Here is a 24,742-nt window from a genome sequence, read left to right on the forward strand (position 1 = left end):
TGGAATGATAAAATAGTGGTGCCCATTAAGGTCCTTCTTTCTAATGGAATGTTGTGGTAACACCATTAAAGACCTTGATGGGTTTTTCTGTCCACTTAAATGTTCAACTTAAATTTTACAATCTGCCATAATAAAAAACAGCGATAGCAAACACTACCGCTGAAATAGCGTCTCGTACATTTCCTATCAGAATTAACCAAGTAATTCATTAATTAGATGTTTGAGAGCCTTTTTAATTACAACCTTTGCATAATGCATCAGTTGCTTGACGAGCCCGTTTGGCACGATCAGAATGAGAAGTATAAATGTCACGGGGATTTCACCCCTTTTGCGTGATAGTTTGGGTCGTTACTCCCGACACGCATTAATTATTGTATCATAAAATAATTATGTTATAATTTAGATATCAGATGAGAAGTATCGGCACGCAAATTGGATTCAGTTCGTTACTTGATCCGTACCGGTATAACGTGGGGCGCCCTGATAGGCGCTCTTTTTTTATTTTAGTTAAGTTCGCACACGTTTGGCACACTAACTCCCTTGAAACGTTGATATATCAACAATCTTCTATGCTCGGGGGACGCATATTCGCAAAACCGTATAAAAAAGAAGCTCCGGTAAAATGCTGATATAACGGCATGGCTATAATGCCTTCTAAGTATACAGATGAAATAGAAAATTCATCTTATATACTTGGAGGGTATTTTTTGTGGGTAGGAATTCAAAATATAGTACAGAAGAAAAGCTATCGATATTAAACGAATTAAGTCATTCTAGTGTTAAAGAGGTTGCTAGAAAGTATTCAGTTAATGACAGTACCATTTCACATTGGCAATTACTTTATAAATACCAAGGGATTGATGGATTGCGATCTACTCACCACAATTGTAGCTATTCAAAGGAATTTAAGCTGGCTTTGGTTCAACAATATCAGGAATCAACAGATTCCCTTGAAGTATTCGCAATCAAACATGGATTAAAATCAAAAAGACAATTATCAAATTGGATTATCCAGTATAATGAATCAAAACTGAAGGCTTATACGCCAAGAAAGCGAGATTCAATTATGCCAGGACGGAAAACTACTTTTGAAGAACGATTATCGATAATTGAGGAACTGATTAAACATAATATCAACTACAATTGGGCAGTAGGTAAGTACCATGTTAGTTACCAACAAGTCTATGGTTGGTATCAAAAATATCGTAAAAGTGGTAATGACCCGCAATCACTTCGTGATCGGCGGGGTAAAGCCAAGCCGAAGGAAGCATAGACAGAAGTTGATCGACTAAAAGCTGAAAATCGCTTACTAAAGGTCCAACTTCTTCGTAAAGAAATGGAAGATGCCTACTCAAAAAAAGTAATGGAAATACGCAATCGGGAGGCGAACGATTCTTCAAACAACAAGCTATCAAAAAATTGAGTCAAGAACATGACTGGCCAATTAGTGTCTTGTGTCAGATCGCTGGCATAACTAGAGATGCTTACTACAAGTGGCTTCATAGAAAGCCAAGTAATTATAAAGTTGAACAATCAGAGCTACTTGAAGCAATTCTAGAATTGGAGGAAAAACATAAGTGGACACTGGGTTACTTAGCGATGACAACGCAACTAGCCTTCGAAAATAAACTAAGCTTCAAGGCGGGACTAAAGCGGGTAACTAATTGTATGAGAAATCATGGAATCAGGGCTAACATCCGGAAGAAGAGACATAATCGCGTTAAGCGTTATGAAGAATATATCAATGATAATTTACTCAATGAACAATTTGATCGTCAAAGTAAAAACGAAGTTTGGGTAACCGATACTACAGAGGTTCTGTACGGGATAGATCAGGTAAAGAAGGCTCGTGTGCATGTGGTTTTGGACCTGTATGGACGTTACGCTTTGAGCTACAATATCTCACCCACAGAAACAGCAGTGTCAGCAATTGAGGTATTTAAACGTGCCTTCAAAGTGGAACCGGATGCCCATCCGTTGATCCATACGGATCGCGGATCAGCATATTGTTCAATGGCTTTTAATGACTATTTAGCTGATCAAAACTGTATTCACAGCATGTCACACTCAGGCCATCCTTGGGAGAACTCGCCGATGGAACGCTGGTGGAATGATTTTAAGCTCATTTGGTTAGCCAAACGTTCGCGGCCTAAAACATTGACGGAATTAGAACAATCAGTAAAGGAAGCTATTAAATATTTCAACACTCAACGAGCTTATACATCCAAAAACGGCTTGAGCGCAGAAAAATTCCGCGCTCAAGCCGCATAAACTATTTTTCTATTTAAACTGTATACTTGACAGGCACTAGTGCATCGATCAAAAATCATAGTCCGGATTTTACTGTTAGAGAACCAAGAATTAATAGTTAATTCCCAGCCTCTTTTGTATTTAAATTTTGTGCAAACGTTTATCAATTTATAAAAAATAAACATATTAGCTTAAAAAAGAGTAAAATGAACATATGCGTTGTGCTTTGAGGAGGAGTTTATATGGAAATTAAGAAACATTTTAAACTGTATAAAAGTGGTAAACAGTGGGTCACAGCTAGTATTGCTACCTTCGCTGTTTCAACTGGGTTAGTTTTAGGTGGAGGAGTAGTGCATGCTGCTGACAATCATCCAACAACTACTTCAGCTTCAGTCACAAACACAGTAAACAATTTGAAACCCCAAAATGATCCTGAACAACAAAATAACACTCAAGAGTCTAATACAGTAGAATCTCCTAAGAAAGATAGTCAAGATAATGCAGTTCAGCCATTAAAAGAAACTGCCGTAATACCTAATGCAACAAATAAGGATGGTGCCAAAGCGTCTATAACGAATAACGCTCACACTGATAATACAATTTACGGTAATATCGATTCTACAACCATTAACGATAAAGAACTTCATGCTACTGGCTGGAATGCAACGAATCAGGCAATAAATAAAAATGAAAGTCGTTATGTGATTGCTTATGATGATACAACTAATTCTGAATTAGGACGAACAAAGATTACAAATCAAATTGCGCGTCCGGATGTTGAAAAGGTCCATAAAGATATATATAATGCTCAAAATTCTGGGTTCAATGTCAATATTTCACTAGATTTCAATAAAATGAACAACTATCGTGATGTAATTAAAATTATTAGTCGCTATAGTGGTGTTCCTAATGGCAATTCTGACTATGTTGACTTTGTATCTCAGCCAATTATTTTTGATGAGAATAATTACGCATATTTAGATGATTTTTCTGTACAAAATGGTAAATTACACGTTTCTGGCTGGAATGCGACAAATAAAGCTATTCAACGTCCCAACCATTTTCTAATTCTTTTTGATCGTACAGCAAATCGGGAAGTTGCACGACAAAAGGTAACAGCAGGTATTAATCGTTCAGATGTTGAGAAAGTTTACCCACAAGTAGTTAATGCCAACGTTTCAGGCTTTGATGCTACTTTTGATACAATAAACTTAAATCCAAATCATGAATACCAAATTTTAAGTCGTTATAGTAATAATGGTGATGGAGAAGGCGATTATGTTACATATTGGTTTAATCCTCAGCGTATCGCACCGGTTAATCAATTCAATAACGGTCACCTTGATAACTTTGATATAAGCAAAGCTGGGAAAGTGACGGTTAGTGGTTGGCAGGCAACTAATCTTTCAAATATTCAAAATAATCGCTATATAATTCTTTTTGATACTACTGCTAACCGCCAAATTGCCTCTATGAAGGTAACTGGTGTTGATCGTCTAGATGTAGCAAAGGTTTATCCACAAATCCTAAATGCAAATAAGTCCGGATACAATGTAACTTTTGATTTAACACAAGCTCAGATTGCTCAACTTTTTCCTAATCATAGTTATAGTATTGTAAGTCGTTATTCTGCTGATCCGAATGGTAATGGAAATGATAAACAACATACTGACTTTTGGTCAGCACCAATTGTGTTAAATAAAACTGCGTCGTATATTGACGATATTTCATTAAACGGAGATGTATTGAATGTAAAAGGATGGATGGCTAGTGATGCAAGTGCAACTCAAGCTAATCCATACATAATCATCCTTAATAACGGTAAAGAAGTTACACGACAAAAGCTTACACTAAATGATCGTCCAGATGTAGCAAAGGTTTATCCTGATGTGTATAACAGTTTAGCTAGTGGATTTGATACGACTATTAAATTAACAAATTCTCAGTTAAATGCATTAAACGGTAATATGCAAATTCTTCTCCGTTACTCGGCAGCTGCCAATGGAAATCCAATTAATAATGGTGGCTTTACTGATCAATATAGCAAGAACTATGCTACTAATGGTGGCAGTTTTGATTTCGTTAAAGTCGATAATAATCAAGTGGCATTTTCTGGTTGGCATGTTAGTGATCAAGCTACCGACAAGCCATACCAATGGATTATTGTTTTAGTCAATGGTAAAGAAGTTGGACGTCAATTAATTTCTTCTACAACTAATGGTCTTGTCAGTTATAACCGTCCAGATGTATATAACGTAAATCCAGCTATTAGTAATAGTAGTACATCTGGCTTCCAAGGAATTATGACGTTAAAAGATAATATCAAGAATGCTAATGTTCAATTAGTCCATCGTTTCAGTGATGATGATCAGAATGGTGAAGGGAACCGCGTTGATTACTGGTCGGAGGTAATGCCAGTAACCAATACATTCCAAAAAGGCACCGATCAGCTCATGAGAAACTTGGTTGCAAAACCTAATAAGAATCAATTAAAAATTTACAATGGTAATACCTTAGTAAAAACATTAGGACCAGGTACTTGGGAAAATATGGCTTTCGCTCAAGATAGTAGCGCAATTAATAATATTGATGGTTACTTAAGTTATACTGGTTGGTATCGTCCTTATGGAACAAGTCAAGATGGTAAAACATGGTACGAAACAACTGCAATGGATTGGCGTCCATTACTGATGTATATTTGGCCAAGCAAAGATGTTCAAGCACAATTTATTAAGTATTTTGTTAATAATGGTTATGAGAATGCTAATTATGGACTCACAAAGTCCTCTGTTGCTTCCTTTAGCAAGGATACTAATGCTAATCTCCTCGATGTAACTGCACAAAATCTTCGTTATGTAATTGAGCAAAGTATTGCAGCCAATAAAGGGACAAGTAAGTTAGCAAATGATATTAATAGTTTTGCTGCAACGGTTCCTGAATTATCTGCATCATCTGAATTATCATTGCAAAGCATGCCAAACTATCGACCAGATGAAAGTGGAACTGTTGATAGTGATCAAGTCATTTTTGTTAATAATAATTCAAAGGATCCCCGTAAAGGAAACACTAGTTATGCGGACAGCAACTATCGCTTAATGAACAGGACGATTAATAATCAGGCCGGAAATAATAATAGTGATAACAGTCCAGAACTCCTTGTTGGTAATGATATTGATAATTCAAACCCAGTAGTACAAGCTGAAAATCTTAATTGGGAATACTTTTTACTAAATTATGGTAAGTTAATGGGGTATAATCCAGACGGTAATTTTGATGGCTTCCGAGTTGATGCTGCTGATAATATTGATGCAGATGTCTTAGATCAAATGGGTCAATTAATGAACGACATGTATCATACAAAGGGAAATCCTCAAAATGCAAATGATCATTTGAGTTATAACGAAGGTTACCATTCTGGAGCTGCTCAAATGCTAAATGAAAAGGGAAATCCTCAATTATACATGGATTCAGGCGAATTCTATACCCTTGAGAATGTTCTTGGACGTGCAAATAACCGTGATAATATCGGTAATTTAATTATTAATAGTATTGTTAATCGGCAAAATGATACAACAGAGAATGAAGCTACGCCAAACTGGTCATTTGTAACTAACCATGATCAACGAAAGAATTTGATTAATAGATTAATTATTAAGGATCATTCTAACATTCCGGATATTATGGGTTCAGCTTACAAAGTCGAATATGCAAATCAAGCATGGCAAGAATTCTATGCTGATCAGGAAAAGACTAATAAGCAATATGCGCAGTATAATGTTCCGGCTCAGTATGCAATTCTTTTGAGCAATAAAGATACAGTTCCGCAAGTTTACTATGGTGACCTTTATAATGAAACGGCTCAATATATGCAAGAGAAGTCAATCTACTATGATGCAATCACGACTCTTATGAGAGCTCGTAAACAATTTGTTAGTGGTGGTCAAACGATGACTAAACTTAACAATAATTTATTAGCTAGTGTTAGATATGGTAAGGGTGTTGTTGATGCTAATAGCAATGGCACTGATAAGCTTAGCCGGACAAGTGGGATGGCTGTCTTAGTTGGTAATAATAGTAATATGGCTCAACAAACTGTTGCTATTAATATGGGCCGTGTTCATGCTAACCAACAATATCGAAATTTAATTGATACTACCGAAAATGGCTTAACATATGATGCAGAAAATAGTGAAAATCCAGCTATTTTGACAACTGATAGTAATGGTATTTTAAAAGTAACGGTTAAGGGATACAGTAACCCATACGTAAGTGGTTATCTTGGTGTTTGGGTTCCAGTAATTTCTGGTGATCAAGATGTTACTACGAGTGCAAGTGATGTTGTTGCTGATAAAGAAAAGACTTTTGAATCTAATGCTGCTCTTGATTCTCATATGATCTATGAAGATTTCAGTCTCTTCCAACCAGAACCAACAAGTGTAGAAAATCATGCTTATAATGTAATTGCTAAAAATGCTAGTCTCTTTAGTGATTTAGGTATTACCGATTTCTGGATGGCTCCTGCCTATACTCCATTTGGAAGGAGTCGTTATAAGGAAGGATATTCTATGACCGATCGTTATAACTTAGGCACTACGGCTAACCCAACAAAATATGGTAGTGGTGAAGAGTTAGCAAATACAATTGCTTCATTGCACAAAGCTGGATTGAAAGTTCAAGAAGACATTGTTATGAATCAAATGATCGGTTTCTCTGGTCAAGAAGCAGTAACGGTTACTCGAACAAATAATCGTGGAATGCAGATTCATGTAAATGGTCAAACATATGCAAATCAAATTTATTTTGCATATACAACTGGTGGCGGAAATGGTCAAGAAACTTATGGTGGTAAATACCTTGCCGAATTACAAAAAAACTATCCTGACCTATTTACAACTAAGGCAATTTCGACAGGTGTTGCACCTGATCCAACCGTTCGTATTAATAAATGGTCTGCTAAATACGAAAATGGGACATCATTGCAAAATATTGGTATTGGTCTAGCTGTGAAGTTGCCAAATGGTGATTATGCATATCTAAATAGCGGTATCGATAAGTCATTTAGTACTTTATTGCCAAGTGGAATTGCACCAATTTTCAACGATTAAACATTTTAAATAAGGCTCAAAGGATGCTTATCTGTTGGGTCTTATTTTTGTTTAAAATTAAAAGTTTGAATTTTATTTGAAGAAAATTTGGGAAGAATTTGAAAATTCCCTTTGAAAAAATTAAACATCATAGTATTATAATATCGATAATCAAATTGTTTATTTTGATATAAAGGAGATTAAAATGGAAATAAAGAAACATTTTAAGTTGTATAAAAGCGGCAAACAATGGGTAACAGCAGCAGTGGCTACCGTTGCCGTTTCAACTGCGCTTCTTTACGGAGGAGTTGCGCATGCTGACCAACAAGTTCAGCAAGCTTCCACGACTCAAGACCAAACTTCTACCGTAAATACTGATACTGATAAAACAGTAGCTTTAGATACTAATACTGACCAGTCAGCTCAAATAACTGATAAAAAACAAGTAGTATCAAATAAAACTGATGACACTTCAACAGCTGATAAGAATTCTACTTCTATACCTGTTTCTGTTTTGCCATCTAATAATACTGAAAAACAAGTCAAAAATTATAATGAGCAAGACAAAGGAAACTATGGGAATATTGATACTGCTTACTTTAGCAATAATCAATTGCATGTTTCAGGATGGAATGCAACGAATGCATCTCAAGGAACAAACAGTCGGCAAATTATTGTACGTGATATCACAACCAATAATGAATTAGGTCGTACTGATGTAACAAACAATGTTGCGCGCCCAGACGTTAAGAATGTTCATAATGTTTATAACGCTGATAATTCTGGATTTGATGTTAATGTCAATATTGACTTTAGCAAGATGAAGGATTATCGGGATTCAATTGAAATTGTTAGTCGATACAGTGGAAACGGTAAATCTGTTGACTGGTGGTCCCAACCGATCACTTTTGACAAAAACAACTATGCTTATCTTGATACATTTGAAGTGAAAAATGGCGAATTACATGCAACCGGATGGAATGCTACTAATAGTGCAATTAACTATAATCACCATTTTGTAATTTTATTTGATCAAACGAATGGTAAGGAAGTAGCACGGCAAGAAGTTCGTGAAGGCCAATCACGCCCAGATGTTGCTAAGGTATACCCACAAGTAGTTGGTGCTGACAACTCCGGCTTTGATGTGACATTTAATATCGGTAATTTAGATTATACTCACCAGTACCAAGTTCTTAGTCGTTACAGCAATTCTGATAATGGCGAAGGCGATAATGTTACCTACTGGTTTAATCCACAATCCATTGCTCCTGCTAATCAAAGTAACCAGGGTTATCTAGACTCATTTGATATTAGTAAAAATGGTGAAGTAACAGTGACCGGATGGAATGCTACTGACTTGTCAGAATTACAAAATAACCATTATGTAATTCTATTTGATCAGACAGCAGGCAAACAAGTAGCATCTGCCAAGGCTGATTTAATTTCACGTCCAGATGTTGCGAAGGCTTATCCAATAGTAAAAACGGCTGCAAATTCTGGCTTTAAGGTAACATTTAAGGTTAATGATTTACAACCGGGTCACCAATATAGCGTTGTAAGTCGTTTCTCTGCCGATGAAAATGGTAATGGTAATGATAAGCGTCATACAGATTACTGGTTTAGTCCAGTAACATTAAACCAGAATGCTTCAAACATTGATACTATTACAATGACATCTAATGGTTTACATATTGCAGGTTGGATGGCAAGTGATAACTCAATTAATGAAACAACTCCATATGCTATTATTCTCAATAACGGTAAAGAAGTTACTCGTCAAAAGATGAGTTTAACTGCCCGTCCAGATGTAGCAGCAGTATATCCTTCACTTTATAATAGTGCTGTTAGTGGTTTTGATACTACTATTAAATTGACTAATGATCAGTATCAAGCGCTTAATGGTCAATTACAAGTATTGTTACGTTTTTCTAAAGCTGCTGATGGTAATCCAAGTGGTGATAATACTGTAACTGATCAATTTAGTAAAAATTATGCAACTACTGGTGGAAACTTTGATTATGTAAAAGTAAATGGTAATCAAGTTGAATTTAGTGGTTGGCATGCAACTAACCAATCAAATGATAAAGATTCACAATGGATTATTGTTTTAGTTAATGGTAAAGAAGTAAAGCGTCAATTAGTTAATGATACTAAAGAGGGGGCTGCTGGCTTCAACCGAAACGATGTCTACAAAGTAAATCCAGCTATTGAAAACAGTTCTATGTCTGGATTCCAAGGCATTATCACTTTACCAGTAACAGTTAAGAATGAGAATGTTCAGATTGTCCATCGTTTTAGTAATGATGCAAAGACAGGTGAAGGTAGCCATGTTGATTTCTGGTCAGAAGTAATGCCAGTTAAGGATAGTTTCCAAAAGGGTAATGGTCCGCTTAAGCAATTTGGCTTACAAACTATTAATGGTCATCAATATTATATTGACCCAATGACTGGCCAACCTCGCAAGAACTTCCTATTACAAAATGGTAATGACTGGCTTTATTTTAATAATGAAACTGGTGAGGGAACTAATGCGTTAAAGATGCAATTTGACGGAGGAACGATTTCTGCTGATAGTCAGTATAGAAAGGGCAATGAAGCTTATAGTTATGACAATAAGAGTATTGAAAATGTTGATGGCTTTTTAACAGCTGATACTTGGTACCGACCAAAACAAATTTTAAAAAATGGGACCACCTGGACAGATTCTAAAGAAACAGATATGCGACCGCTCTTAATGGTTTGGTGGCCAAATACTGTAACCCAAGCATATTACCTTAACTACATGAAACAACATGGAAACTTATTACCAGCTAATCTTCCATTCTTTAATTCTGATGCAGATCCATTAGAATTAAATTATTATGCAGAAATTGTTCAGCAAAATATTGAAAAGAAGATTAGTCAAACTGGTAATACTGACTGGTTACGAACTTTAATGCACGAATTTGTATCTAATAATACAATGTGGAATAAGAATAGTGAAAATGAAAACTTTGGTGGGTTGCAATTACAAGGTGGTTTTCTAAAGTACGTTAATAGTGATAAGACACCTAATGCTAATTCTAATTGGCGTATTATGGGTAGGCAGCCAGCTAATATTGACGGAAATGGGCCAATTGGATCGGAATTCTTATTAGCTAATGACGTTGATAATTCTAATCCAGTTGTTCAAGCTGAACAGTTAAATTGGCTACATTACTTATTGAATTTTGGAACTATTACTGCAAATGATCCTGATGCTAATTTTGATAGCATTCGTGTTGATGCTGTTGACAATGTAGATGCCGATTTATTAGATATAGCTGGTGATTACTTTAATGCAGTATATCATTCTCAAAGTAATGATAAAATTGCTAATGCTCATATTAATATTCTTGAGGATTGGGGTGGCCAAGATCCGTATTATACGCAAAGCATCGGAACTCCTCAATTATCGATGGATTATAATTTCTCAACTATAAGAAGTGTGTTAGCATCTAACACTGCATCAATGACTGATATTATTAAGAATTCATTGGTAAATCGGAGCTTAGATAATGCTGAAAACGTATCAATTCCTAATTACTCATTTATCCGTGCACATGATAATGGTTCACAAGATGATATTAAGCGTGCAATTTCAGATGTAAATAATTTACCATATGGTTCGAAGTTTAACTTTGAGCAAGAGCAAAAGGGGATTGAAGCATACATTGCAGATCAAAGTAATGTTAATAAGAAGTGGAATAATTATAATATTCCATCTTCATATGCTATTATGTTGACTAATAAGGATACCGTTCCTCGTGTATACTATGGTGATTTATTTACTGATGGTGGTCAGTATATGGCACAAACAACGCGTTATTATCCTGCACTTACAAGTCTTTTAAAGGCACGTATTAAGTATGTAGCTGGTGGACAAACAATGTCTGTCGATAAGAATAATATTTTGACCAGTGTTCGCTTTGGTAAAGGTGCGATGAATCCTACTGATATGGGTGATAGTTTAACTAGAACATCTGGTGTTGGGGTAGTTATAAGTAATAATGATAAATTATTATTAAGCTCAAATGATAAAGTTGTATTACACATGGGTGCTGCACATAAGAATCAGAAATTTAGAGCAGTCTTACTAACTACTAATGATGGTATTCAGAGTTTTAATGATGACAATGCGCCTGTTGCATATACTGATGCTAATGGTGACTTGGTCCTTTCTGGTAAAGATATTACGACTGATGGTGTAATTCAACATAATACTGCTGTTAAGGGTTATGCTAATGCTGATGTTAAAGGTTATCTTGCAGTATGGGTTCCAGTAGGTGCCAGTGTACAACAGGATATTAGAACAGCACCATCAGGGGTACAAAGTGATGGAAAGTCTGTTTATCATTCAAATGCAGCTCTGGATTCAAATATTATTTTTGAAGGATTCTCTAACTTTGTATATTGGCCGACAAATAATTCTGAGCGTGCAAATGTAAAAATCGCTCAGAATACTGACTTATTTAAGGAGTTGGGTATTACTTCATTTGAATTAGCTCCACAGTATAATTCAAGTAAGGATGGCACATTCCTTGATTCTCAGATTGATAATGGATATGCATTTACTGATCGTTATGATCTAGGTATGAGTATTCCAAATAAGTATGGTAGCGATACTGATCTAAGGAATGCTATTAAAGCCTTACATAAGGCCGGAATTCAAGCAATGGCTGATTGGGTTCCTGATCAAATTTATAATTTGCCAGGTAAAGAAGTTGTTACTGCTACTCGTGTTGACGAACGTGGAAATGATTGGAATGCAGCTCAGATTAAGGATTCACTTTATGTTGCTAATACAATTGGTGGTGGAAAGTATCAAGAGCAATATGGTGGAGCTTTCCTTGATCAATTACAAAAGCAATATCCACAAATCTTTGAACGTAAACAACCTTCAACTGGTGTAGCAATTGACCCAAGTACTAAGATTAAACAGTGGTCTGCTAAATACTTTAATGGGACAAATATTTTACATCGTGGTGCAGGGTATGTATTAAGAGATAACGGTGGTAACTACTTTAGCCTTGGAAATAGTAATAATAAACAGTTATTACCAAATCAATTATCAGGTAAGGCTGAAAATGGCTTTGTTGATGTTAATGGGAATACTAAATACTTTACATCAACCGGAATTCCTGTCACGGATGCATTTGTTCAAGACAGTGTAGGTAACTGGTACTATATTGATAAAAATGGTAATATGCTTAAAAATACCGGTTTTGTAGATATTACGCGAAATGGTCAGACAGGTACGTATCTCTTCTTAAATAACGGTATCTCATTCCGATCAGGATTAGTTAAAATTGGTAATGATACTTATTACTTTGACGGTAATGGAAAAATGGTTCGTGGCCAATCTATTAGTGATGGTACGATGAATTATACTCTTGATAAGGATGGTAAATTAGTTGGCTTGTATTATGATCCAAGTAGTCAGAATCCACATCCAATTACTCAACAGGATTTAAGTGGTACTAATAAGTAGTTTATTAAAAATCACCAATAGAAGTTGTCTCTACATCAAATGGTGTTGATATGAAAATATAATACTTTAACCATTAAATTGGTCTAGTAAGAATCATCCTCATGGATGGTTCTTTTTAGTGGTTCTACAATATCTGGTAATTGGTATAGAAAATTAATTTCCTATATCAACACCAGATATTGTAGAACCTTTTTTAGTAACATAGGCAACAATTCAATAGTGTTAAAATAAACTGGATTAATTATAATAATAAATAGTATAAGTTTTTATTACTAATTAAGTGGGGATGTTAAATGTGTAAAGGTCGGAAGTAAAATGTAGGAAATCGGCGGTTTAAGATTGTCGGTTTTCCTACATTTTTTGTATACTCACTTTATCAATCTTTTGAGGAAATGATGAGTATGCGAAAAGACGTTTACGAAAGAATGAGATATTTTGTGGTAGAGAAAATAAAACCAAATTATTCCGCTATTGCACGACAATACGGTGTTGATCCACGAACAGTAAAAACTGCATATTTACGAGCTCAAAATGGTGAAACAATAGTTAGAAATCAACGAAAGCGTCGTAGTAAGTTAGATGGATTTCAAGACATCATTAAAGATAAATACACCGCAGGGTGTTCTGCTGGAGCAATTTATGATTTTATCGTTGAAAAAGGTTTTACAGGTAAATACACCATCGTTAAAGATTATTGTCGCCATTTTCGCAAAGCACAAACTAAGAAAGCCACGATTAGAGTTGAACATACGATGGGACTAAGTGCTCAAGTTGATTGGAAGGAACAGGTTACAATGACTGACCAAAATGGGGTTCCACATACTTTCAGTATTTTTTTGTACGTCCTGCCCTATTCAAAATTTAAGTTCTTAAAATTAACCCTGGATCAGAAGCAAGATACTTTATTCAAATGTTTATTTGAGGCCTTTAAGGCTACTGGTGGAATTCCTAAAGAAATCTGGTTTAATAATATGTCAACTGTCGTTGACCATAAATTAAGTGACTTTCATCATCATCGATTTAATGAACGATTCCTATCATTTAGTCATGACGCCGGATTTCATCCAATCGCTTGCCGACCATTTAGGCCGCAAACTAAAGGTTGTGTTGAAGCTTTGGCAAGAACAATGGGACGATTAAAACCATATGATGGAGAATTTAGCACCATCAATGATTTGAATGATATCGTTGATCGACTAGCCAAACGGCTTAATCATGAGAAATCGCAAAGTAATAATCAGAAGCCAGTTGAATTATGTACAAAAGAAAAAGAGCATTTCCGGTCTCTTAACCATGATCTCGTAAGATATTTCCACAGCGACCAAACTAGAAAAGTATCTCGAGATTCAATGATTAAATTTCAAAACCATCAATACTCTGTTTCCCCTAATTATATCGGAAAAGAAGTTGAAATTAAACTAACTCCTGATGGTAAAACTATTCATATTTTCTATCAAGGTGTTGAAATTCAGAAGCATGATTTAACCAATAAGCAGTTTAATTACGATCTGCATGATAAACACGCCATTCTTAAAAGTGATTTGATGGCAGATAAAACGGATGAAGAAATTAACCAGTATATGCTTAATAATCTCAGTATTTACGATCAGATTGGAGAATAGAATGAATCAATATCAAAAATTAGTCGATAATTTAACGAAGTTAAATTTAGATAATATGGCTGCATCAATTGCGGATTATCGTCAACAAGTTAACGATAACCAGATCAGCTTTAGTGAAGCCCTGTTGGAATTAACCGATAAGGAGATTGCCTATCAGCAGCAAAAAAGTTTAAAGAGAAGAATCAAACGTGCAAGATTTCCAATTATTAAGCAGCTCAGTGATTTTGATTATCAGTTCCAACCTTCAATTAATCAACAACAAATAGCTGAGTTTGCGACGATGTCATTTCTGGATAATCAAGAGAACATCGTTTTTATTGGCAGCCCTGGCGTGGGTAAAACACATTTATCAATTGGCCTTGGCATCGAAGCGTGCCGACAAGACGTACGAACACTATTTATTAATTGCCATGAACTAATTCTTAGATTGAAAGCAGCGCAGAGAAAGCAACACTTAGAGCGCGTAATGCGTCGATACGAAAGGTATGACCTGTTAATCATTGATGAATTAGGCTATTTACCAATATCGGCGGAAGAAGCAAAACTATTATTTCAACTAATAAATGGTCGCTATGAACGTAAATCAACTATCATAACGACCAATGTACCATTATCAAGTTGGGGAGCCGTCCTCCATAGCACAGCAACCGCAGAGGCAATTTTAGATCGCCTTGTATATCACTCACACGTAATTAAGATCAAAGGAAAGTCATATCGCTTGGCATCGGTCAATTCTTAAACCGCTATAAAATGACAATTTAAAACCGCCCTTGATATTATGGGACATTTGTTTAACCTTCTTTCATGATTTTTGTGGTGAATTGATTGTATAACGAGGGGGATAGCAAATGTCCTCTTTTTTGTATAAAAAATCTGGCATGAAATTTTTATCCATACCAGAAAGTGTATACCCCGTTCCAGCATCTATGCCGCTGGAACGGTCTATTTAGTCTTGGTTTCTGTTTCTGGATTGGCGGTTGTCTTTGTATGGATTGCGATTTCCTTATGTGAACTCATTTTTCGTCGGCGCTTTTTAGCGGCTGGTCACCAGTTAAGTGAGTTAACGTATCGCACGCCATGGTATCCGATTGTTCCATGGTTTGCGTTTATTGCTAGCAGCCTTTCTTGCATCTTAATTTGGTTTGATCCGCAACAACGAATTGCCTTGTATTGTACGATTCCATTTGTAATTGTTTGCTATGCTGCTTATTATTTACAGACCTTGTGGCGCAAGTATACTACGAAGAAAAAGGTTTCAACAGTTGTTAAATAGATGTAAAAAAGCTGTGATTAAAAAATTCATAACGTGTAGTAAAATGTACGAGGATAATTTTTAGTTAGGAGATATAAAATGCATTCACTATTTTTACTACAGTTGATTCAGGCAGTCTTAGTAGCAATTCAATTAGTAATGATCTTCTCAGTTAATAGAATTAAGCGAGAATGGTTAACTGTTGGCCAGCTTTGTATCTCGGTCGTAATCTTAGCCAACTTATTTTCAGAATTGATCTTCTTTAGTTATACAAGTGTTCTTACTGGTTGTGTATTATTCCTCCAGTTATTCTTGCTCCCAATGTTTTGGAAACAGCTAAAGGCATTTGAAGAATAATGTAAATAGGTGAATGGAAATTAACTTCCTTGACAAGGCGGCTAATTCTCACTCACCTTTTTTAATCAAAAAAGCACCATGAAACTTACTTCACAGTGCCTTCCTATATTATTCGTTGCCAACCATATCATTTACATATTGTTGTAATTGTTTAATCATTTTCTCAGATAAATGATTAACAATAACTCCATTGCGAGCATGATAGTCAAAATTCTGTAATTGCCATAAAACAACGTATCCTTTAACTCTGGTGCCGTCACTGCCATTTATTAAAATGGGCATGTAACGAGGATTGTTAGAATAGTTAGCGGTTGTGATTGGCATACCAATAAACATATGGGTTGCCTCATTATAGGCGGATGTACTCATGACAACATAATGTCTGCGGATATTTTCTTCTTTAGGATTATGTCCACCCATTTCATGTCCTGCGTGAGGTTCTGCATCGGCAATTATAATATCTCCCTTTTTAGGAAATTCCATTAATCAATTACCTCACGTCCTACTTGTTTTACTGGCTGTAATGCTGGGTCGTTTTCGATATCTTTTTGATAATCGTATTCTTTCCAATCTTTAGTTGCAAAAATATTTTTCCTTTTTGCAACAGGGGTAAATACAATTGTCTTACCAACATTCTTTACGGTATATTCTTTTCCGGTTACTTTAATTCCTGACGGTACAGTTAAAGTTCTTGAATTACCAACTTGTCTTAATTTAACAGTCATATTATCCCTCCTTGTGTGTATACTCAGTATATACTAAAACAGTGGAAAGAGAAAGGCTTTACCAGAACGTTCACGAAAGTAGCATAAAGTATGCTAAAATGATAAAGATTATTAAGACCAATCAACGGAATTCGCTGACTGGCCTTTTGTAATTTTAAATATAATTAAGTGGGTTTTATTTATGAAGAAAAGAAAATTAAAGAAGAGTTTAGCAACAACTGCGACGGTGATGGCTGTTACAACGGGGGTGACGTCCATTAGTAATTCCGCCAAAGCTGATACGGTGCAAAATAGTAAAAATACTATTCAACAAACGCTGCCTGATGTGAGCCAACAAGCGCAGCAAAATGTCTGTGCAGCCCAAGACGCGGTTAATAAAGCCAATGCAGATGTAGCAACCGCAAATAATGACCTTAATATTGCTAATCAAAATTTGGCAGACGCGGATCAAAATGTTGATTCTAATAAGAATCAAGTTAAACAAACGAAAGAACAATTATCGTCTCTTGAGCAAACAAAAGAAAATGCTCAACAAGTTTTAACTAACGCTCATGATGAATATTATGAATTATTGAAGCAACCCGTTGATATTTCATATATGGCAACTTCCAGTGGTGGATTGAGTGTTTATGAAAGATCAATGCTTGATTACATTGCTTATGATAATCAAGGAAACCTAATTTCTAAGAATCAAGCGTATAAAAATTTTCTTGCGAATAACTATCAAGGAAACATTGATTTATTGAAAAAGATTATTGTAGAAAACGAGAAAACCATTAATTATCTGAAAATGGGTAGACCATTTGAAGATAGTATTAAGAATCTTGAACAAGCAAGATCAACAGTAAAAGAAGAACTAGAAGAATTATATAAGGTTGAAGCAGCACAAAGAGAAGGAAAATATTATAAGCCTAAGTATAATATCAGCTGGATAAATACTGATTCATACGGTTTATCGTATTCTTATAGTTCCCCTAATTATAATGAGTGGAATGATGTTGACGAAATTGATCATACACAGAATTTAATTAAAAATCATGAAGAAGCTCTAAACAAAATTCAACAAAGATTAGCCGAATTACATAATAAAACGCAGTCGGCTGTAGAAAAGGCAGAAAAAACATCCATTGCTGCCCAAGAATTACTTCAAAAGTTAGAGCAGATTTCTCAACCACTTATTACTGCTACTCAACAAATTAAAGATGCCGAAAGTACAATGTCACAAGCTAAACAAAATCTTGCGCTTCAAGAAGAACTACTTACTCAGGCCAAAGATAAGCGCAATATGATGCAATTCCAAGCAATCAATGCGCAAACTAAGCTATTACAAGCCTTGCTCAATAAGACAAATTCACAAGAAAAGTTAGCGTCAACAAAAGAAAAACTTCCTATACAAACTGATGCCTTAAAGTATAGCTCGCTAATCAACCTTGAACCACTAACAGTTGAGCCAGGAGTAACTCCTGCTCCTAAAGTTACGACAGCGATTGCAGTTGAAAATAATGATCATCAGAATAAAGCTGTTATTACTTTACCCAGCGATGAGCAAGAAAATAAGCTACCTCAGGGAACAAAGGTAGTGTGGAAAGATGATGCTAAAGTTGCAGCCGACCTTCAACGTCCCGGAAAGCATACTGAAGATGTCTTAATTGTTTTTCCTGATGGATCGGTGATTTTAACTAACGAGCAGGTTACTGTCATCGCAACAGAAAAACAGGCAGACGCTAATAAAGAGATTTCGCCTGTACAAGAAACGGTTGATACTGCCCAAGAAAATAATATGCGTACGAATGATGTTCCTGTCCAGATAGTAGAAGTTGAAGTTAATAATGATAATCAAACCTCAGCACCAGAAATATTGGTGACTCCGCAAACCAAGCAAAATACCGTCCAACCAAACGTAGTAATAAAAGGGCAGACAGCTCGGAATAACAGTGCTCGGTCTTCATTAGCTAAGTCTTATAAGGCCAAGACAACAAATAATGTTTTGCCACGAACCGGGGATGAAGCTTCACTTTCGATTATTGCCCTTGGCGCTGTTATTGAGCTAGTGGGAATTGGTGCAACACTTAAACGGTACGAATAAATTTGTTTTTCGTCATGCTAGTCTATATAATCAATGAAAATACAATATTTGAAAGGATCGACACATGAGTAACTGGCGTAATCTATTTGCACAACGAATTTATGAACGGGGTAGGGATTACTACTATCGCGATAAAGTTAAAAACTTAATAATCGATGAAGACGATAATTTTTCTGCAATCGTTAAGGGAAATCGGGCTTATAAAGTAACTGGTAGATACCATAATGGAAAGTTTTCTCAACTTCATTGTGATTGTCCCTATGCGCAGGATAACCATCGTTGTAAACATATGGCCGCGGTTTTAGAGGCGATTGATGATGATTCGGCAAATATTGAACCGCAAAAATCATTAGGGGAGGTTTTTCAATCAGCTTTTCCGCCAAACCGTTTACCAGTTGATCCGCAAAGTTTTCTAAGTAAAGAAGTCTTTCCGCTACGGCTGATTGAACATGTCTTTACTAATCTTGACGATGTTCAAATCATTTCTGAGATCCTAATTAAAGCTGCAGATGCTTATTTCACAATTCCTGGAGCTAAGTGGAATTATTCAGTGGCTGGGCGTTTTAAACAATATTACTTTTCAGTGCTAGTTGCTTTTAATCGAGAAATGATTGTGGACGTCCAGGTAGACTTTATAAAGACAAGAGAAGGACAACAGATTGCTGAAATGGTTGCCCTTTATTACTTGTTAAAGTACCTTGATCAACATAATATTGAAGAGAATACTAATGAAGCGGCCCGGCAAATGCTAGCTAATTTTCTTGATCGCGATCCTGATAGTCAGACGATCATTACTGCTAATATCGGTGAATACTACGATGGTGGTCAATACCTTTACTTCCGGGTAGGTGTACCAGACCATATGTATAAGTTTCCAAACTTGACAACTTTAACAAATGGGATTGCCCGTGGTGAGCGGCTTCATTTAGGAAAGTTCTTTGATCAGCAAATTATCCCCGAAAACCTTGATAAAGATAGTAAACAATGGTTAGACTTGATCATCAAACTATCATCGACGGCTGATTTAACGAGGGATGGTTATTACGAAGCATCCGTAAAAAATGAACTTCCTCTGGCTGGTGTTATTATGGATGAAGTCGACCAAATATTAAGGGCTGGTAATACACTTTATAATCGGTGGAAAGTGCCTATTAAGCGTGAAGAACGTGCATTAAAAGCAGCAGTTTCAATTAAAGCAAATGGTGCTGATGACGATCCAAGTCGTTACCTTGATGTTAGTGTTGACCTTCCGGCTGACCTTATTCGTGGACAGGCAGCCTATTACCACCTTGATAACCATACCTGGACTGCTTTTACAGGAATAGCCCCTGATAAGTTAGACCCTGTTTTTCCAGTAACCAGTGATCTTGTTTTTGGTGTTGATACTATGGCTGAGTTTTACCGTTATGTGTTACCCAAAATTCAGTCGATGTTTTCAGTCGAGATGCCCCAAGATCGCGATTTATCAAAGTTTTTACCTCCATTACCAACAGTAGTTTTCTTATTGGATTATCATGACGAACAAATTTATTGTGACTTGGCAACTGAAATTGATGGAAAAACACAAAAAATTAAGAAAATTGATGACCTTCCGCAATTTTTGATGCAAAGAGTTGAACAGGTACTAGCTAAATATTTCACCAAGTTTAATCAAACCGGGACTAGAGCAGTTCTGTTAGTTGATGAGGCAACAAATTTGCTAGCAACTGGAGTCAATGAATTGCAAGAAATAGGAATTACTAAGGCTACTCCTGCATTTAATGGGTTATACAAACAGCCGTTTACTAAGGTAAGTGTCGGTATCTCCGTTGATTCTGGCCTTTTAAAGCTTGATTTTGGTGATGATCAACTAACCGCTAAAGAAATCAAGCAAATTCTAAGAGATTTCCGGCCGCATAAACAGTACTATCAATTGGGCAAGAAAACCTTGAAGATGGATGAACCTTCGCTAACTGAATTAGTTGAGACATTGCGCAAAATGGGAATCTCATCACGTGATTTTACTGCGGAAGAACTTAAATTGCCGGTGTATCGTGCTCTTTATCTTGATGATCTTTTATCCCACCAAGAAGCATTGAATTATCGTACTACTTCAGAATTGCGCCGGCTAGTTACTGATGTTAAAACTCCGCAGAAAGATTTTAAGGTGCCGGCAAATCTTCATGCAACATTGCGTCCCTACCAATATGATGGTGTCCAGTGGCTAATAACCTTAATGAAGTATCATTTTGGTGGACTGCTGGCGGATGAGATGGGACTAGGCAAGACCCTGCAGATTATTACTGTTCTATTAAGTGAACAAGGAAACGGACAGAATTTAATTGTTGCCCCAGCAGCAGTTATCTATAATTGGCAAGACGAGCTTAAAAAGTTTGCTCCAGACCTTAAAGTAACCGTCCTTGATGGTAGTAAAGCTGAACGGCGGAAACAGTTTGCGCAAAGTACAGAAAGGGATATCATTATTACTTCCTACGATGCCGCTAAACGAGATATTGATTTTTATGAAGGGCATGTCTTTAATATTGAAGTTATTGATGAGGCCCAATACATTAAAAATCCCCAAACTGCTGCCGCTAAAACAGTCAAAGCGATCAATGCTAAGCAGCGTTTTGCTTTAACCGGAACTCCAATTGAGAACCGGTTAAGCGAACTTTGGAGTATTTTTGACTACTTGATGCCTGGCTTTCTCGGTTCTTATCAGCAGTTCCGCAAACAGTATGAAGGACCGATTATTAAAAATCAGGATGAGCAAGCTCAGGACGATTTAAAACGTTTGGTACAACCATTCATGCTCCGTCGTTTGAAGCAAGATGTCCTTAATGATTTACCGATGAAAAATGAACAGGTATTTTTAACGCCCATGGTTGGTAAACAAGAACGCCTATATCAGGCACGTGCTCAAAGATTGATAAGACAGATTCAAAAACAGAATGATGAAGAATTTCAGCAGAATAAATTAGCAGTCTTGGCAGAAATTACTCGTCTTCGTGAACTATGTTGCAGTCCTCAATTGTTAGATAGGGGGTACAGTGGTCCTTCGGGAAAAATTAAGGCAACTATGAATTTAATTAAAGATGAAATGGCAGATAATCATAAAATTTTACTCTTCTCGCAGTTTACATCGGCATTAGCAATCTTAAAAGAAAAACTTGCTAAAGCGGGAATTAAGTACTTTGTGATTGAAGGAAAGACAAAGAAAGCAGATCGTTTACAATTTGTTGATGAATTTAATTCCTATGATCAGCCAGCTGTCTTTTTGATTTCTCTGAAAGCTGGAGGAACGGGATTGAATCTTACGAGCGCTGATGTTGTCATTCATTTTGACCCGTGGTGGAATATTGCGGCTGAAAATCAGGCGACTGACCGAGCTCACCGGATTGGTCAAAAGAATAACGTGACGATTTATAAAATGATTGCACAAAACACAATTGAAGAGAAAATCATTGAAATGCAACAGAAAAAAGCAGCTCTTGCTAATTCTATTCTTTCAGGAAATGAGCTAGCAAATGCCGTCATCAACAAGGAGACCCTTCTCAACATCCTCAAATAATATAGGTTTTGTGAAGTTTTGTCCTAAGTCCCTATAAAATCCCGCTATAACTTGCTATACTTAAAATATTAATATGTGAAAAAAAGGGATGAGAAGAATGGTAATGGTTGATTTGCATTGTCACCTTTTGCCGGGGATTGATGATGGTTCGAAAAGTATGGAGATTTCATTGCGACTTGCAAAAGAAGCAACAGAAAACGGGGTTACCCATGCTCTTTTGACTCCTCATCATATGAACGGGCACTATGTAAACCATAAACAAGATGTTTTAGCGCGAACAAAAGAATTTCAGGAAGAACTGGAGAAAAATAATATTCCACTAACTGTCTTTCCTGGACAAGAAGTGCGAATTAATGGTCAGCTAATTGAAGCTCTTGATAATGATGATATTCTATTTGCTGATGAGAGTGGAAAGTATATGATGTTGGAATTTCCAGACAATGATGTCCCTCATTACACTAATCAGATGATTTTTAACCTTCAACAACGGGGGATTACGCCAGTGGTTGTTCACCCTGAACGGAATACCAAGATCATGGCTGAACCGGACTTACTTTATCAAATGTTGGAAAAAGGGTGCCTGTCACAAATCACCGCTAGTTCCTATGTTGGTACATTTGGTAAAAAAGTCGAAAAATTCAGTAAAAATCTGATTGCGGCTGGTCAAGGATATATCTTTGCTTCTGATGCTCATGACCTTCCAGGACGAAAATATGAAATGCGCCAGGCCTTTGACAAATTATCGCGTGAATTTGGCGCTGGCGTTGCTCAAGAATACCAAGATAATGCGCGAGCTATCATTAACGGGGATGAAATTGGTCGTCATCAGATTAAGAAGGTTCAGCAACGTAAGAAATTGTTTGGGTTATTTTAAAAAGCTGTAGTTCACACTACGGCTTTTTTATCGAAAGCAAAGAGTGGTGGGCGAATCCGTAATTATAATGCCTGATCACGTCTTTGGTGCCCCGTGCAAATGGCCAATGTGGATACCTTCGATGCTAAAATGCTGATAGTAAGAGGCATTTGGTAAGTTTGAACAGTTAGTTCCACGGATTATTCGTGAAAAAGGTGAGGCTGAGAGAAAATTTTTCTCCCAGCCTCACTTCTGTAAAATGCAAGATTTTAAGTGGATTTAACGATTTTTTGCGTATATATAATATTAGAGACACTATTTTCAGGAGGAACCTATGCGTTTTTTACATACGGCTGATTGGCATATTGGCAAGACCTTAAACGATTTTAGCTTGCTTGATGATCAGCTAGCAACTTTTAAGCAGATTGAAGCAATTGCCAAAGACCAGCAAGTTGATGCGATAGTGATTGCCGGGGATTTATATGATCGGTCCGTGCCCAATGAAGCAGCGGTTAAGCTTTTAAACCAGATGCTGCAAGAATTAAATCTGGCTGATCATTTTCCTTTACTGGCAATCAGTGGGAACCATGATTCAGCGGTCCGTTTGAGTACGGGGACTGATTGGTTTGTTTACCAGTCATTTTTCTTAAATACTAACATTAATGATGCTTTTACTCCGGTCACAATCAAGGATACCCAGTTTTTCTTATTGCCATTCTTTGGGATTCAAGAAGTTTGCAACTATTTTAATGACGACAAGATTAAAAATGTCAATGATGCGATGGCACGAATTACAGCTGAGATGGAAAAGCATTTTGTCCCTGGTAAAAGGCATGTCCTTGTCGCCCATTTCTTTGCGGCTGGAAGTAAGCGAACGGCTGATTCTGAAACTTTGATTGAGATTGGCGGATTGAGTGCAGTTACGACAGATGTTTTAGCTCCCTTTGATTATGTTGCTCTTGGCCACCTTCATAACCGCAATGCTTTAAATGACAAAAAAGTTAAGTATAGTGGCTCACCAATGAAGTTTTCCGTATCGGAAGCCAAGCAAGAAAAAGGAGTTTGGATTGTTGATACAGCACCTTTTAAGGCCGAATGGGTTCCACTATCACCGGTTCATGATATTCACCTTTTGAAAGGGAGTTTTGCTGAACTGGCGACAAAACCTGAAGAAGCATTACGGGAAGATTTTTATGACATTGAATTGACCGACCAAGAGCGAATCCCCGATGTGCTAAACAAGTTACGCGAATATTATCCGAAGATTGTTAGCCTTCACCGGACACATCAGGCCAAGCAGGTTCAACTCAACCTTAGTAAGAAACGTGCTCAGGAATCGCCCCTTGATTTGCTTGCGGATTTTTATTCCCAAACGATGGGAAATGGTTTAACTGACCGCCAAAAAAAGTGGGCAGAAAAGGCCTTGACTCAAATTATGAAAGGGGAGGAATAGG

At 36.5% G+C, this 24,742-nt stretch carries 12 protein-coding genes and 2 pseudogenes; 12 read left to right on the forward strand and 2 right to left on the reverse strand.

Features of this window, described 5'->3' with window-relative positions; genetic code table 11:
- Positions 1 to 709 precede the first annotated feature (709 nt).
- From CBG10_RS03750 to CBG10_RS03785, 8 genes and pseudogenes are all read left to right on the forward strand, one after another.
- Positions 710 to 1,423, forward strand: a pseudogene (locus tag CBG10_RS03750) (helix-turn-helix domain-containing protein).
- Positions 1,411 to 2,271 (forward strand): IS3 family transposase, encoded by an 861-nt coding sequence (locus CBG10_RS03755; protein WP_225361752.1) that lies wholly within the window; start codon positions 1,411 to 1,413, stop codon positions 2,269 to 2,271. Before CBG10_RS03750 ends, CBG10_RS03755 begins: the two are co-directional and overlap by 13 nt.
- 221 nt (positions 2,272 to 2,492) lie before the next feature.
- Positions 2,493 to 7,355 (forward strand): glycoside hydrolase family 70 protein, encoded by a 4,863-nt coding sequence (locus CBG10_RS03760; RefSeq protein ID WP_094511689.1) that lies wholly within the window; start codon positions 2,493 to 2,495, stop codon positions 7,353 to 7,355.
- A gap of 184 nt (positions 7,356 to 7,539) precedes the next feature.
- Complete coding sequence (locus CBG10_RS03765; RefSeq protein ID WP_094511690.1) at positions 7,540 to 12,843, forward strand: glycoside hydrolase family 70 protein; 5,304 nt, start codon at positions 7,540 to 7,542, stop codon at positions 12,841 to 12,843.
- 401 nt (positions 12,844 to 13,244) lie between these two features.
- Positions 13,245 to 14,465, forward strand: a complete 1,221-nt coding sequence (gene istA / locus CBG10_RS03770; RefSeq protein WP_094508578.1) for an IS21 family transposase — start codon at positions 13,245 to 13,247, stop codon at positions 14,463 to 14,465.
- 1 nt (position 14,466) lies between these two features.
- The gene (gene istB / locus CBG10_RS03775) at positions 14,467 to 15,204 is read left to right on the forward strand and encodes an IS21-like element helper ATPase IstB (RefSeq protein ID WP_094508580.1); all 738 of its coding nucleotides are present in this window, start codon (positions 14,467 to 14,469) and stop codon (positions 15,202 to 15,204) included.
- A 177-nt stretch (positions 15,205 to 15,381) separates the two neighbouring features.
- Positions 15,382 to 15,738, forward strand: a pseudogene (locus CBG10_RS03780) (amino acid permease); the annotation flags it as partial.
- A 78-nt stretch (positions 15,739 to 15,816) separates the two neighbouring features.
- On the forward strand, positions 15,817 to 16,074 hold the full coding sequence (locus tag CBG10_RS03785; RefSeq protein WP_094511691.1) for a hypothetical protein: 258 nt from the start codon (positions 15,817 to 15,819) through the stop codon (positions 16,072 to 16,074).
- 108 nt (positions 16,075 to 16,182) lie between these two features.
- On the opposite strand, the gene CBG10_RS03790 is transcribed toward CBG10_RS03785, so the two are convergent.
- Positions 16,183 to 16,557: a type II toxin-antitoxin system PemK/MazF family toxin gene (locus tag CBG10_RS03790; protein ID WP_094511693.1), complete on the reverse strand. Its 375-nt coding sequence runs from the start codon at positions 16,555 to 16,557 to the stop codon at positions 16,183 to 16,185.
- A complete protein-coding gene (locus tag CBG10_RS03795) occupies positions 16,557 to 16,799 on the reverse strand; it encodes a hypothetical protein (protein WP_003663560.1) in 243 nt (80 codons plus the stop codon). Before CBG10_RS03795 ends, CBG10_RS03790 begins: the two co-directional genes overlap by 1 nt.
- A gap of 181 nt (positions 16,800 to 16,980) precedes the next feature.
- Here CBG10_RS03795 and CBG10_RS03800 point away from each other — a divergent pair, with 181 nt between their 5' ends.
- The 4 genes from CBG10_RS03800 (at position 16,981) to CBG10_RS03815 (ending at position 24,741) form a co-directional block, all read left to right on the forward strand.
- The gene (locus CBG10_RS03800) at positions 16,981 to 18,885 is read left to right on the forward strand and encodes a hypothetical protein (RefSeq protein ID WP_094511694.1); all 1,905 of its coding nucleotides are present in this window, start codon (positions 16,981 to 16,983) and stop codon (positions 18,883 to 18,885) included.
- Between the two features lie 64 nt (positions 18,886 to 18,949).
- On the forward strand, positions 18,950 to 22,435 hold the full coding sequence (locus tag CBG10_RS03805) for a DEAD/DEAH box helicase (protein ID WP_094511695.1): 3,486 nt from the start codon (positions 18,950 to 18,952) through the stop codon (positions 22,433 to 22,435).
- A gap of 97 nt (positions 22,436 to 22,532) precedes the next feature.
- A complete protein-coding gene (locus CBG10_RS03810) occupies positions 22,533 to 23,309 on the forward strand; it encodes a tyrosine-protein phosphatase (protein WP_085719713.1) in 777 nt (258 codons plus the stop codon).
- A gap of 313 nt (positions 23,310 to 23,622) precedes the next feature.
- The gene (locus tag CBG10_RS03815) at positions 23,623 to 24,741 is read left to right on the forward strand and encodes an exonuclease SbcCD subunit D (protein ID WP_094511696.1); all 1,119 of its coding nucleotides are present in this window, start codon (positions 23,623 to 23,625) and stop codon (positions 24,739 to 24,741) included.
- Position 24,742: the final 1 nt, after the last annotated feature.

It is taken from the genome of Limosilactobacillus reuteri, from assembly GCF_002254085.1.
Classification (GTDB): Bacteria; Bacillota; Bacilli; order Lactobacillales; family Lactobacillaceae; genus Limosilactobacillus; species Limosilactobacillus reuteri_K.